Source organism: Nonlabens xylanidelens (assembly GCF_002934445.1).
Taxonomy (GTDB): Bacteria; Bacteroidota; Bacteroidia; order Flavobacteriales; family Flavobacteriaceae; genus Nonlabens; species Nonlabens xylanidelens.
On the sequence record NZ_PTJE01000001.1, the window covers coordinates 291,787 to 306,564 of the forward strand.

Sequence of the window (14,778 nt, forward strand, 5' to 3'; positions counted from 1 at the left end):
CTTTTTAATCAATTTTAATTTCTTCTCCTATTTCCAGTTTAAATAAACGTCTGAAAATGTAAACTCCACCATATAACAATGGTGTATCTATTAATGCAACCAGCATTTTAAACAAGAAACCAGCCGTTAATAATGGCCAGAATTGCTCCCATAATAATACTTCGTAGTAACATAACAATAATAACACGCTTAAAGTGTCAACAAACTGTGAAAATATGGTACTGAAGTTATTACGCAACCAAAGCATCTTACCACCAGTAAGTTTTTTCCAAAAATGATAAATCTGTATATCTACAAATTGAGCAAATAAATAAGCGGTCATACTCGCTATTACAGCAATAGTCGTAGCACCAAATACTTTATTAAAAACGGCATCTTGAATAGGGCTACCTTCTATAGCCGGTGCAACGTCTGCAACAGCAACTATTCCTAAACTAAATACAGATGCAAATATACCTGCTAGAACTAGATCATTTGCTTTACGACGTCCATAAATCTCACTAACTAAATCAGTTACCAGAAATGTTATAGGATAAGGCAGTAATCCTACTGAAATTTCAAAATTATAGAGCCCCATGGGATTCCAATGGAAGAATTTTTGAAAAATAAGATTAGAAACTACTAGCGAGCAAATAAATAATGCACCGAGCACTAAATAAATGCGATGAGCGAGTCGTAGTTTTTCACCAGTAAGTGTCTTCATAATTATGGTAAAAGTACTTCAACAGTGTGCTATTATTCCTTAATTTGCTGCAAAATTTAACGGTATCTCAACAAATCATAACCATAAGATATTCATTGCATTAGGTAGTAATCTAGGTAACAGAGCGCAGCACCTTATAAACGCTGTACGCCGTATAGAAATGCAATTAGGCCTTATCATTAAAGTCGCTAGCGTGTATGAAGTGCCTGCAGCAGGATTTACTGGTGGTGATTTTTTAAATACTTGTATACTGGCCCACAGTAATAAAACGGCCACACAGACCATAGAGGTTTTACAACAAATAGAGCGTGACATGGGCCGTGTACCACGTACTGGAGATGTTTATGAAGATCGAGTAATTGATCTAGATATAGCACTTTATGACGATCAGGTTATTGACACTCCACATTTACAGATACCGCACAGTAAAATGCAAGATCGCAATTTTGTAATGCAACCACTGGTAGATATTGCTGCAAAAATGGAACATCCTGTCTTGGGTAAAACCATGAAAGAAATTTCTAATGGTCTAGAGCAATTAGAAAATAAGGTGGTTGTTGAAATTCCGCTTTCGCGAAAGCGGTATCCTATCCAAGACCTTAACTTTATAGCCATTGAGGGAAACATAGGTAGTGGAAAAACAAGTCTAACACATAAAATATCAGAAGATTTTAATGCAAAACAAGTTCTAGAACGCTTTGCAGACAATCCTTTTTTACCTCTTTTCTATGAAGATAAAGAGCGTTATTCTTTCCCACTAGAAATGTCTTTTCTAGCCGATAGGTACCAGCAATTAAGCGATGATGTTGCACAACAAGATCTTTTCAAAGAATTTACCGTTGCAGATTACTATGTAATTAAATCACTTATTTTCAGTAAAATAACACTAGAAAAAGAAGAATACTCTTTATATAAACGCCTTTTTAATATGATGTATAAAGAACTGGTTAAGCCAGATTTATACATCTATCTCTATCAGACAGAAGATAGATTACTAGAGAATATTAAAAAACGCGGTCGTGACTACGAGAAGAATATAGAAGCCAGCTACCTCTCTCAAATACAGCAAGGCTATGCCGATTTTATAAGATCGCAGCAAGAGTTAAAAGTAAAGGTGATCGATGTAAGTGACTTGGATTTTGTGAATAATCAAGAAGATTATTTAAAGGTGCTGGAGTTGATTCTGGAGAGTTAGCGTTTACTAAATGATTGTTTCTTTAAAGACATTCACTTTCTAGTTAGTCATTGCCCTGTAGAATAAAAATCATCTTTTAATCGTCCTTACACTGCAGATGCGGAATCGCTTTAAAGTTTTCTCAATTTACTTAAAATTGATTTCTTACCGTTAGTAAACATCGAGAACTGATTTAGACAATGCCCACACGAATAGTTGACATGTCAAATCTAAAAAAAGTCATAGGTATTAATTATATATTGAAAACAAAAACCACTCTATTTCTAGAGCGGTTTTAGAACTTTCTATTCCATTCCTGTTTCTGTTTCCCTTCTTGTAGCGATGATTTTATACTCTTTTCCATTAAATTTAAAAAGTGATAAAGAAAGATTTCCATACAATTTGTAACTAAATAAAAGCATATCACCTCTAATAGCAATGTCAAAAGGCTCTACAAACAATGTTTTTTTTCTAATTCATCAAAGTTGAAATTCTCAACTAACAAAAAATTTTTATTCAGTAATTTTATATTTAGCTTATCAATAGTTAAATTTTTATTTTCAAACCAAAGTTGCTTATTATATACTGTTTCATCATCTTTATTTTTTAATAGACTTGCTAAAATAAGTTTGTTTTTTTTGTATGAAACCAACAAACTATCATATAAATGATTTTTTGAAAGGTCAATACGATTTGAAAAACTAAATTTATTTGGCATGATTACCTTTGTGTTTTCTCCAAATGATACATTTAGAATTTTGTGTATTTCTTGATAATACTTGTCTTGATCTGAAATATTCTGAGATCTACAAGAAGTGATGAAAATTAAAAATATAATTACTGTGTATTTCATTATTGACAATTATTAGTTCCTCTAGGAGTTTCATTTATTCCAGTATTTCTATCTATAACGCCCTCTTCAGCTCTGTTAGCAATGTTAGACTCTGCTTGAAACAAAGGGAATTTACCATCTGTAAATATTATCTGCTTCATGCCATCTAATTGTTGAAAAGCATCACTTTCTCTCATCGCACCAGACCAAGCTAGTCTTTGATACTCAATAGCAGGATATTGAAACCCATTAAATTCAGATAAAATCACTATAAATCTGCCATAAATTCATATTGTAACTTTTAAAAATAATATTTTGATTAAATATATAATAGATACAATCACTCATCTCCTAACGGTGGATAACTAGTCATTGTTACAAAATCATATTTTTCACCTTCTTTTTTGAATAGTGTACCAATTGGAATGGTTCCACCATGATTGGTTGCAATGAATGCAAAATTTCCATAAAATAAAATACCCTCAATATGAAACATGATAATACCGTCATGATCTTCTTTTGAATCTATAAATTGTAGATTAGGTATAACAATTTTGTTTTGATCAAATTTTTTGGTTAACGTATGTACTTTTAACTCCTTCCAGTTTTTATAATTTAATACACTATCAGGAATATGAAACCGATAATATTGTTTAGCTCTAGATAATACTGTTTTCAATAAGTCATCACTTATATTTTCTATAGAATTATCAAGATTATTCATATTATCGATGTACCCTACCTTACTTGTATTACTACTTTTTTTTGGCTTATAAACTTCATTTAAAAACTGATAGACTCTATCTTCATAAGCACTTGTTTCCTGACTTTGACACGAATTCAAATTAGCTAATAAAATTAGTATAAATATATATTTCATCATAAACAGGTTTTAGTTCCCAATAAAGGAAATTCAACATTAGGCCTAGATTCGCCTTCTTCAACAAAGTTTCTTGATATTATATTAGGCTGTTCTAAAGGGTCCAATTGAGCAAATGCATCACTAGCAAACATCGCACCAGACCATGCTAATCTTTGATATTCAATAGGTGGATGTTGAAACCCATCAGAATTTGCTAAAGATAATGCCATGGAATTAACAAACTGTTCTGCCATTAATACATGTTGAGGGTCACCATTTAAAACACCTAAATTAGATTGTAAAATTAAAGCATCTAATGACTCACCTAATTCACGATTGGGTACGTGTTGGATTACATATTGTAAATAGGCATGTACCAATTCATGAATTGCCGTTCTAGCTATAGCAAGATCGGTTGCACGATTAAGATAGTCTGCATTAAAAGTAATTATAGACATTTTTCCTGAAGTAGCTCTTCCTGTTTGAGCGTTTATTGGATTATCATTTACTAGATTTGGCTCAACATTTATTTTAACAGCATATCCTTCCTCATTATCAAATAAAGATAAAATATCTCCGGGCAAATTTAAAGCATTTAACAATGATTGATCAAGATTTGTAAAGTCTAACGTATATCCATTTTGAGAAGGTTTAAAGTCATTAATTATATCTTTCAAACATTCTGGAACAGTTTCATCATAAATCGATTTATTTTCAAAATCTACCTCAGCACCTTTTTCACATGCAATGGTTGCCTCTACAGCAAACCCTTGAGCTTCCAAAGAATTACGTTCTGATCTAATATAATTATTGATATCATTCCTTAATTCATTTTGTTCAAAGCTTTGAATAAACTCATAAACATCTGGATTATAATTACCTGAGCTGGGATCATTAAAGGAATCAAATAGAGACTGTGTATTATCAGAAACCTCATTTAAAGAAATAGGTAGTACAGGATTAGTTACTATTCTACAATCTCCGTTATTAAATGATAAACAAGGTTGATTACTTCCATTATCTATTCCAGAATTACTGTTTCCAGTTTCATTTGATGGAGGTGGATTTGTTCCATTATTTGATCCACCACCTACAGATTCACTACCGGCGTCTGGATCTTCTTCAACTGGTATCCCTGTTCCTGAGCCAAATCCTGAACCAGCGTCACCAGGGCAAACAATAGTTATATAAGTTGTAGAACGCCACTCACCTACACAATCTCTCAATTGAAAATCTGTTGTTATTTCTCTATAGGTCACATAAGATGTAAGATGATCTGGAATCGTTCCTGCAATAATATAATCTTCTAAAATATAATTCAAATCATAGGTAATTATATAAGATGTATAAGTAGAATCTACTTCTTTAGAAAACAAAAGGTTTTTAAGCTTTGTAGTATCACTATCTAAGATTCCAAAAGTATAACTCTCATAATCTCCACTAGACACATAACTTATATGATCTTCGTCTATCCAAATATTATTCAAACTATCATAAACAGCTGACTTCAATTGTACAGATGGTATAAGTTGTTCTTTTGCCTTAGAAAGAGCATCTTGAAGATCAATACGATTTACAATATCGCTTTTATTGAGCTGTGAGGTTTCAAAAATCGCTTTTTGTGTTACTTCCTGTTGTTCTACATCAACAGAGTCTTCTTCACAGCTTATCAATGAAAGACTTAGTGATAATAGCAAAAAACAGACAAATTCAGTCCATTTTGGTGTTTTGGTGTTTTGGTGTTCATATTAAAAAAAACAGGTTAGTTATTTCAAAACTAAAACAAATAGAATCAACAAACAATACCCCTTAATGGGTATAAAATGTTAATTTATCTAACAATCTAAAAGTAAAAACCGCCTTATTTCTAAGGCGGTTTTTATAAAAGCATGATACTTTTAAAATTTATAGATTGCGATAACATCAAGAGATTCCAGATAAATTTGGAACAACCATTCTCTTTAAATTAATTATTATCTCGCCAAATTTTCTGGAAAGACAATTACTAATCCATCTCTTTGCTACTTAATCTAGATCAAATTTAATCCCTTGAGCAAGAGGTAATTCTGTAGTGTAATTGATCGTGTTGGTCTGTCTTCTCATGTAGACTTTCCATGCGTCAGATCCTGACTCTCGTCCACCACCGGTATCTTTTTCACCACCGAAGGCTCCACCTATCTCAGCACCACTAGTACCTATGTTTACGTTTGCGATACCACAGTCAGATCCTCTTTGAGAAAGGAAGTGTTCTGCTTCTCTTAAATTATTAGTCATGATAGCACTTGATAGTCCTTGTGCAACACCATTTTGTAAATCTAGTGCGTTTTCTACATCACCAGAATATTTTAATAAGTATAACACTGGCGCAAATGTCTCGTGTTGTACGATTTGCATGTCGTTAGTAGCCTCTGCAATAGCAGGCTTTACATAACAACCGCTTTCATATCCAGCACCAGAAAGTACACCACCTTCTACTAGTATTTTACCACCTTGTTTTACAACTTGCTCTAGAGCGTTATTATAACCAGCAACTGCATCTTTATCGATAATAGGACCTACGTGATTATTTTCATCAAGTGGGTTACCTATTTTAAGCTGTCCATAAGCAGCAACTACTGCGTCTTTTACTTTATCATACATAGATTCATGAATGATTAAACGACGTGTAGAAGTACAACGCTGTCCTGCAGTACCTACAGCACCAAAAACAGCACCTATAACAGTCATCTTAACATCAGCATCTGGAGTAACTATTATTGCATTGTTACCACCTAATTCTAATAATGATTTACCTAGACGTTCTCCTACTTTACTAGCTACTATTCTCCCCATGCGAGTAGAACCAGTTGCGCTAATAAGTGGTACACGCTTATCTGTAGTCATCATTTCTCCTACTTTGTAATCTCCGTTTACGAGACAAGAGATTCCTTCCGGAAGGTTGTTATTTTTAAGAACTGTCGCGATAATATTCTGACAGGCAACACCACAAAGAGGTGTTTTTTCACTCGGTTTCCAGATACAAACATCTCCACTTATCCATGCAAGAGCTGTATTCCATGCCCAAACTGCTACTGGAAAGTTAAATGCACTTATAATACCTACTATCCCTAGTGGATGGTATTGCTCGTACATTCTGTGTCCTGGACGCTCAGAATGCATCGTTAAACCATGCAACTGACGAGAAAGACCTACTGCAAAATCACAGATGTCTATCATTTCTTGTACTTCTCCAAGACCTTCTTGATAAGATTTACCCATTTCATAAGAAACAAGTTTACCTAGAGGTTCTTTTAATCTTCTTAATTCTTCACCGAACTGACGTACGATCTCACCACGTAATGGTGCAGGCTTCATTCTCCAGTCTTTAAAAGCGGCTTGGGCACTAGCCACTACTTTCTCATAATCCTCTTGAGTTGTAGTAGTTACCTTACCTATTACCGCACCATCTACAGGAGATGAAGAAGTGATAGTAGCTCCATTACCGAAATGATGGTTACCAGTAGACGTACCGTGATTTGTTTCTTTGAGACCCAATTGCTCTAGAGCAACATCCATCCCAAAATCTTTTGCAAGTGTTGACATTGTATAGTTTTGGTTTAGTCCAGCTTATCAGCCAGTTTTTTAAATACCTTTTTAGGGTTTTTATTGTCGTATAAGATGCTGTAAACGGCATCTAGGATAGGAGTTTTAGCTCCTTTTTCTTCATTAATTTTAAAAGCGCTTTTAGTGGCGTAATAACCTTCGGCCACCATGCTCATTTCCATTTGTGCACTTCTAACTGTATATCCTTTACCGAGCATATTACCGAATAAGCGATTGCGCGAAAAACCAGAATAACCTGTCACAAGTAAATCACCTAGGTAGGCACTATCGTTAATATTACGTTTCATCTTATGTACTTTTTTGATAAAACGTTTCATCTCACGTATGGCATTACTCATCAATACGCTTTGGAAATTATCTCCATAACCTAGACCGTGAGCAATTCCTGCTGCGATAGCATAGATATTTTTAAGCATTGCAGCATATTCTGTACCTATAATATCATCGCTTATTTTACATTTAATGTAGTCACTTTCTATTCTCTCAGCAAGAAATTTTGCCTTTACTTCGTCAGCACATGCGATAGTTAAATAAGAAAGTCTTTCTAGGGCAACTTCTTCTGCATGACATGGTCCTGTAAGAACACCTATGTTCTCAAATTCTATATCATAATGCTCATGAAAATGTTCTCCTACTATAAGTCCAGTTTCTGGAACAATTCCTTTAATAGCACTAAAGATGATTTTATCTTTAAGAGATACCGTTAGATTTTCTAATTCTTTATATACAAAAGCACTAGGCACTGCAAAGATGCAAAGGTCTGCCAGGCTTATGATTTCATTAATATCGCTAGAAAGATGCAATTGATCTACCTTAAACTCTACAGAGCTTAAATAGTTAGGGTTGTGATCATTGCGTTTTATGTGCTCGATAGCATAATCGCTACGCATGTACCAGTAAACGGTATCGAGGTTTTCGCAAAGCATTTTTACTATGGCTGTCGCCCAGCTACCACCACCTATTACAGCAATTTTTTTGGTCTGATCCATATAATTTATTTGGAGATCAAAGATACCATTTTTTTAAAGCAATAAATTTATCAATATCGCATGCAAACAGTGCGATAACAAAGAATTTATTAATCTCTAAGACTTTGTGCTTCTTATTAAATAAAAGACTTGCACAGTGACTTTTGATTTCTTTAATCTTATTATTTACAATTCATATTTATGACGTTTCCGCTTTCGCGAAAGCGAGAACAATTTCTATCTACTCTTCTATAGCTGGCACCGTGTCTTCTACATGCTCCACTATCCATTTGAGACAGTCCTCATAATCTTCAAAAACATGTTCCTTTCCTATTAAATCAGGAATTATATCTATAGTTTCTAATCTATACAAAGGCTGCTCTTGCACAGACACTAGCAACGGCTGGATTCCTTTTTGAATAAGATTTTGCAATACGTCTTCAAAAGCAAAAAGTCCTGACTGATCTATGAATGGTACTTTTTTCATACGTATAATAGCATGAGTAGCATATTTAGGAACATCTCTAGACATGGATTGAAAATCACTAGTATATCCAAAAAACATAGGTCCAAAAAGTTCTTTAATGAAAATCTCTTCTCTTAGTTTAATCGGTATGCGAGAATAGTCTGCATGATCTAGATTCTCAACATCAGACAGTTTCTTAATAGCAGACTTATGGTTATTAGAATCTCCCATTTTTTTCATGAAAATTAAACTAGCTATGACTAGCCCTATTCCCACTGCATAAACTAAGTCCCAAAAAACGGTGAGAATCAAGACAACAAACATGACGACAATATCACTTTTAGGAATAGATTTTAATACTTTAAGACCCTTATAATCCATAACACCTATACCTACGGTTATTAATATACCTGCAAGTACAGCGCTAGGAATATTCTCAGCAAAACCACCTAGAGCAACAACTATAATAAGTAACATCACAGCAGCTATCATACCTGACAGTCTAGTCTTACCGCCAGAATTAATGTTTACTACCGTACGTATGGTTGCTCCTGCGCCAGGAATACCACCAAAGAAAGCCGCTATACTATTACCTATTCCCTGACCTATGAGTTCTTTATTAGGGTTGTGTCTGGTTTTAGTCATATTATCTGCCACTACACTGGTAAGTAGAGAATCAATAGCGCCTAGAAAAGCTAGTGTGAGAGCAGTGAAAATGTATGGAGCGACGGTACCGAGATTAAAATCTGTTATTATAGCAAAATTAGGCATAGGTAAATCTGTCGGTATTTCTCCTATCTTACGCACATCTAGACCTATAAAATATACTGCGATAGAGACACCTAGAAGGGCTACTAATGTAGAAGGTATAGTAGTAGTTATACGTTTAAAGCCAAAGATTATAAATATGGTTAACAAGGTAAGCCCTAATTCTAACCAGTTGATTTTTTGAATGGCGGTAGGTAATGTTTTCAATGTTCCTAGAACTCCACTACTATCTTTTTTGGCCTGTGTTTTAGATTCTGCTAGAATTTGATCTGGCGTGATTTCTTTTGCTTTTTCAACTGTGGCTTCTAGGTTTTCTATTACGAGTAGTTTACCGTCTACTTGATCTTTAATTATATTTTGTAATACTACTTCTCTTGCGATTGGGTTGTACTTTTCTATAAACTGATCATCCTCGGCAGGGTAGTAACCTATAGCTGGTAAAATTTGTGTGATAAGAATAATCACACCTATTCCTGTCATGAATCCAGAAACTACTGGATAAGGTATGTATTTGATGTATTTACCTAGTTTTAAAATCCCTAAAGAGACTTGCATGATACCGGCCATAATAAATACTGCTAGAATAGCTGGTAAAGCATTTGCTAGTTCACCTTCATAAACTTGTACTATTCCTGCGATGACTACCATACTAACAGCAGTCATAGGTGCGGTAGGTCCAGAAATTTGTGTGCTAGTACCACCGAATAATGATGCAAAAAAACCAATAAAAATAGCACCGTACAGGCCTGCAACTGCTCCCATACCGGACTGTACACCAAATGCAAGTGCCAGTGGTAATGCTACTACTCCTGCGGTTAAACCACCGAATAAATCTCCTTTAAGATGTTTAAACATATCTCTACTTTATTAAAATATACATATCAAATCGCTACAAGCAATAGATTAAAGTTACTGCAATAAATGTAAGATAGGAAAAGGTGTTTAAAGATTAGTAAAAGATTAAATTTTATAATTTTTTAATCTTATCGAGAGGCATCCATGCTTTATTACCATTAGACAAAGAAACTAATGCCCAGTTATTAAATTCTTCTTGCACTTCTACCTTAGTACCTTCATGAAGAATGAAACTCTCTTTGGCAGTTTCTTTAGGTTCTTCTCTCGTTATAAATTCTGCTGTGTACACTATGGCATACTGTTCTTTGTTCAAATGATCTTTAGAATAAAAAGCCGCATAAATAGCTAATGCAGAAAACAGAATACCTACAAACGTAAAAATAAAAAACAGTCTTTTTTTACCTGCTGTATGTGCATAGAAATAAAATACCGCCATCAAAACGGTAAACAGAACTAGTAGAATACTAAAGTAAGCCCACTCATCTACACTTAAAGAGGTAACATATTTTTCTAAGTTAGATCCTATACTTTCCACTCGAGTATCTTCTACCGCATCAATTTTCATCTGATTAGCAAAATTGAGATTGTTCTGTATATCTGCATTTTCTGGATCTAACTGAAGTGCTTTTTCAAAGTTATAAACCGCTGGTCCTACGGCATTAATTTTGTAATAAGCATTTGCTAGATTAAAATAAACCTCAGCACTGTGCTTTCCTGTTTTAAGTATTTGCTCATAACCAGCAATAGCAAGGTCAAAGTTTTCTGCTGTGTACGCCTCGTTTGCTTTTGTGAACGCAGCTGCCTCAAAAGACTCTTGTGAATAACCTATAAACACAAAAAGCAGTAACAATATGGATAACATCTTCTTCATCTTACTTCTTTAATTGTTTATCTATATCATTTAATACTCTACCAGCTTTTTCATAATCTTCTTTCATACTAGCCTCAGAAGATGGTGTGTAACGAGCAAATTCACAACTAGCTAGCAACTCACTAAATTCTTTTCTAGTCGTCGGACTAGCATTTCTTTGATCTAACAACTCATCTACCTTATCCTTAGACATGTCTGCCGTTTGAATATGAAGTTTAGATTTCAAATAATTATGTAAAGATTTTTCTAGTGAAATATAAAATAACTCATGATTACCCAAGTTTTTCTTTGCCGTACTAAGATATTTCTTGCTCAACTTATTTGCGGTTCTTATGCGATTGCCATCCACATCTGCACTACGTTTTTCTACTTGCCCACGGTACAATAGCACGACAGGTAAGATTAATAATAAGCCTCCTAGAATAGCCCAATAGGTAGTTGTATTAAAGAAATAGCTTTTTGTCTTATCTATTAATTGTGTATCTGTTTTAATGAATGCAAATGGCACATTGCTTTTAATCAAATTTTTAGATTCACTCTCACTAGCTACGGCAGTATCATTACTTGCTGTAGTAGGTGCATCACCTTCTACTATTAATAATATCTCGCCACTAGACTTAGTAATATACTGTTCTTTTTTAGGATCAAAATAAGAAAACTCTACTGGTGGTATAACGTATTTACCACCGTATTGAGGTACTACGGTATAAGAATCTTTAATACTACCGCGCATACCATAAATATTTGTACTCACCTTATTAATGCGCTCAGGATCATAAACCTCTAGGCTTTGTGGTGCCTTCAACTTAGGTAGTTCCATTAATTTTAAATTTCCAGAACCAGAAACACCTACCGTAGCAGTAAGACTTTCTCCTGCATCTAATTGCGCTCTATCTGTTTCTACCTTAAAATCAAATTCTCCTACTGCTCCTGTAAAACTTGCTGGCCTACCTACAGCAGGTAAGTTTTTAACTGTAATAGCTCTTTTACCTGCGCTTACCGTTCTACTTACTGTTGTTGTATAAGGTCTACCAAAAAAGTCTCTTCTACTAGTCGGTATTTGTACTTGAACATCTAGTGTTAATGGCTCTATCTCTAATTTACCTGTTTTTTGAGGATATAAAACAGCTTCTCGTAATACTAGGTATCTATAAGGCTGTCCCTGATAGGTTCCATTTTTCACCTGTCTATTACGGTTATCAATATTTTGCGACCAGAAATCTCTATACTTAGGACTGTCCAGCTCATTCCATCCAGTAACACCAGTTTCATTAGAAACATAAAGCTTGTACACTACTCTTATGGCTTCATTAAGGTAAGGGTTAGCATCTGACACTTCGGCAACTAGGTGTATGCTATCTTCTACACTTATAGATTGATCATCTGGACCTTTAGGTTGTGCCACAGCGCCAGTAACATTAATAACTTGAGGTATAGTCTTATACTCATTACCGTTATAAGTCATCACACTTTGTTGTATGGTTAACTTACCTGTTTTAGTAGGTTTTAAAACATATGTATATGACTTTGTCATACTGCTTTTACCATTTACCCAACTTTGAGAAACTGCCTGACTAGGACCAGCAACTACCTGAAATCCTACAAAATTAGGTGGTGTAAAATTATCACCATCTACATTCATTTTAAATTCAATGCGCAACCTTTCATTAACCGCAATTCTAGTACGACTAGCATTTGCAGTAAATTCTACCTGACTAAAGGTCAAATAGCTGCTCAAAAGAAATAGTATATAAATCAAATGTTTCATTACCAATCTTTTTCTGATTTCTTAGCTGGCCCTTGAGCCTTCTTAGCATTTACTTTATCTCTTATTTTTTGCTCCTCATTATTCATCGCCTCCAGTATTTGACTAATTTGTTGTGGCGTCATTTTACCTTCTACACGTTGTGGTGCTTTTTGATCTTGTTTTTTAGGCTCACCATCTCCATCTTTTCCGTCTTTAGGTTTACCGTCTTTATCCTTATCTCCTTCTCCATCACCTTTCTTATCGTCACCTTCTTTCTCGTTTTCCTTGCCGTCGTTTTTACCGTCAGAGTTTTTATCCTTATCTCCTTCTTTATTATCCTGGTCGTCACTCTCGCTGTCGTCCTTCTTATCATTCTCATCGTCGCCACCGCCACCGCCGCCGCCGCCTTGCTTCTCTTCCTCTTTTTTGGCTAGCGCTAGATTGTAACGTGTCTCTTCATCAGTAGGGTCATTTCTCAAAGCTTTTTTATAAACCTCAACTGCTTTTTTATACTCCTTATTTTCTAGTAATAAATTTCCCTGATTGTGGTAAATTCTATGCTTCTCTTCTTTAGTTGTAGCAGCCTCGGCAGCTGCTATATAATTATTAGACGCATTGTATTTTTTTGTGTGATCGTAATAAAGATTCCCTAGATTATAAGCAGCATCTGCCGCTTTAGGATTTACGGCCTTAGCTTTTTTATAGGCTGCTTCGGCTAGGTTAAAATTTCCTTCCTTTGCGTATGCTTGAGCTTTGGCAATCTCATTTTCATAAACTAGATCTATAGATGGTTTTTCTTGCGCTTTCGCGAAAGCGTAACCACCCAAAAACACTAAAACTACTATTATCTGTTTCATCATCATCTTACTCATTGAACAAGTTTAATTTTTTGAGCCATCCTGTTTTCTTCTCTAAATAAAATATATCTAAAAATAAGAAGAACAATCCAAAGCCTAAAAACCACTGGAATTGGGATTCAAAATCTGAATATTGTTGGGAATCAAAGGCAACCTTATCTATACCTGATAGCTGCTCCTTTAATTCTTCTATTACTGTTGCAGTAACCGTACCGTCTATATAAGCACCGTTACCAGCGCTAGCTATTTCTTTAAGGGTTTCTGCATTTAACTTAGTAATTACAGTTTTACCGTCTCTGTCTTTTTTAAATTCTCTAACAACGTCATTAACTTTAATAGGTATGGTACCACCTTTTTCTGTACCTACACCTATGGTAATGATGCGTATTCCTTTTTCTGCAGCAGCCTCAGCAACTGAAGCGCTATCACCTTCATGATCTTCTCCATCACTTATGATTACCAATATTTTTGCTGCTTCTGTCTGGTCGCTATAATAACTCTCAGCCAGTTGAATTGCTTCATTAATTGCTGTTCCCTGACTGGATATTAAATCGGTATTGAGAGATTGGAGAAATAATCGTGCACTACCGTAGTCTGTGGTTATAGGTAGTTGGGGCACGGCACTACCAGCATAGGCTATTAGTCCTATACGGTCACTAGCTAGGTTATTAATAATTTCGGTAACGAGTCTTTGTGATTTTTCTAATCTACTAGGCGCGATATCCTCGGCCAACATAGATTTAGAAACATCTACTGCAAAAACTATATCTACACCTTCTCGGTTTACTGTTTCTAGTTTTTCGCCTGCTTTGAGGTTTACTAGTGCAAGTATTAAAAAGGTTATACCCATACACACAGTTACTAATTTTAATACAGGTTTAAACCAAGATCTATCTGGGATTAAATGGCCCAGCATCTTTTTTGTGGCATATTTTTTTTGTGCGCGATACCTCCAGAAAGAAAGTCCTATGAATAGAACCACTAATACTGGGATAAGACACAAAAGCCAGAAATACATTTTTTCTTCTAGTATATACACTTGTTCGTATTTATTAGTCGCCGTTATTCTCTT

The 14,778-nt window shown here is 34.8% G+C and carries 13 protein-coding genes; 1 reads left to right on the top strand and 12 read right to left on the bottom strand.

Translation table 11 applies throughout. The features are described from left to right. Positions 1–4: 4 nt before the first annotated feature. Entirely contained in the window at positions 5–703 is a 699-nt protein-coding gene (locus tag LY01_RS01285) for a queuosine precursor transporter (protein ID WP_104514002.1), read from the bottom strand. 94 nt (positions 704–797) lie between these two features. Between LY01_RS01285 and folK the strand changes: the two genes are divergently transcribed. Then, the gene (gene folK, locus LY01_RS01290) at positions 798–1,898 is read left to right on the top strand and encodes a 2-amino-4-hydroxy-6-hydroxymethyldihydropteridine diphosphokinase (RefSeq protein WP_317044683.1); all 1,101 of its coding nucleotides are present in this window, start codon (positions 798–800) and stop codon (positions 1,896–1,898) included. Positions 1,899–2,328: 430 nt separating this feature from the next. Here folK and LY01_RS01295 read toward each other — a convergent pair whose 3' ends face one another. From LY01_RS01295 to LY01_RS01345, 11 genes are all read right to left on the bottom strand, one after another. Continuing rightward, positions 2,329–2,730 carry a hypothetical protein gene (locus LY01_RS01295; RefSeq protein WP_104514004.1) on the bottom strand — a complete coding sequence of 134 codons (402 nt, stop codon included), beginning with the start codon at positions 2,728–2,730 and terminating at the stop codon, positions 2,329–2,331. Beyond that, positions 2,730–2,978: a hypothetical protein gene (locus LY01_RS01300; RefSeq protein WP_104514005.1), complete on the bottom strand. Its 249-nt coding sequence runs from the start codon at positions 2,976–2,978 to the stop codon at positions 2,730–2,732. Before LY01_RS01300 ends, LY01_RS01295 begins: the two co-directional genes overlap by 1 nt. A 71-nt stretch (positions 2,979–3,049) precedes the next feature. Continuing rightward, positions 3,050–3,592: a hypothetical protein gene (locus tag LY01_RS01305; RefSeq protein ID WP_105023052.1), complete on the bottom strand. Its 543-nt coding sequence runs from the start codon at positions 3,590–3,592 to the stop codon at positions 3,050–3,052. After that, positions 3,589–5,268, bottom strand: coding sequence for a hypothetical protein (locus tag LY01_RS01310; RefSeq protein WP_146080355.1), 1,680 nt, complete (start codon positions 5,266–5,268; stop codon positions 3,589–3,591). The genes LY01_RS01305 and LY01_RS01310 overlap by 4 nt, the downstream gene beginning before the upstream one ends. Before the next feature lie 328 nt (positions 5,269–5,596). Then, the gene (gene amaB, locus LY01_RS01315; protein WP_104514008.1) at positions 5,597–7,153 is read right to left on the bottom strand and encodes an L-piperidine-6-carboxylate dehydrogenase; all 1,557 of its coding nucleotides are present in this window, start codon (positions 7,151–7,153) and stop codon (positions 5,597–5,599) included. Positions 7,154–7,167: 14 nt separating this feature from the next. Then, complete coding sequence (locus tag LY01_RS01320) at positions 7,168–8,163, bottom strand: NAD(P)H-dependent glycerol-3-phosphate dehydrogenase (RefSeq protein WP_104514009.1); 996 nt, start codon at positions 8,161–8,163, stop codon at positions 7,168–7,170. Between the two features lie 220 nt (positions 8,164–8,383). Next, the gene (locus tag LY01_RS01325) at positions 8,384–10,231 is read right to left on the bottom strand and encodes a SulP family inorganic anion transporter (protein WP_104514010.1); all 1,848 of its coding nucleotides are present in this window, start codon (positions 10,229–10,231) and stop codon (positions 8,384–8,386) included. Between the two features lie 112 nt (positions 10,232–10,343). After that, a complete protein-coding gene (locus LY01_RS01330) occupies positions 10,344–11,102 on the bottom strand; it encodes a tetratricopeptide repeat protein (protein WP_104514011.1) in 759 nt (252 codons plus the stop codon). Between the two features lies 1 nt (position 11,103). Then, a complete protein-coding gene (locus tag LY01_RS01335) occupies positions 11,104–12,870 on the bottom strand; it encodes a BatD family protein (protein WP_104514012.1) in 1,767 nt (588 codons plus the stop codon). Next, positions 12,870–13,721 carry a tetratricopeptide repeat protein gene (locus tag LY01_RS01340; protein ID WP_104514013.1) on the bottom strand — a complete coding sequence of 284 codons (852 nt, stop codon included), beginning with the start codon at positions 13,719–13,721 and terminating at the stop codon, positions 12,870–12,872. Before LY01_RS01340 ends, LY01_RS01335 begins: the two co-directional genes overlap by 1 nt. Then, entirely contained in the window at positions 13,714–14,745 is a 1,032-nt protein-coding gene (locus LY01_RS01345) for a VWA domain-containing protein (protein ID WP_104514014.1), read from the bottom strand. Before LY01_RS01345 ends, LY01_RS01340 begins: the two co-directional genes overlap by 8 nt. Between the last annotated feature and the right edge of the window lie 33 nt (positions 14,746–14,778).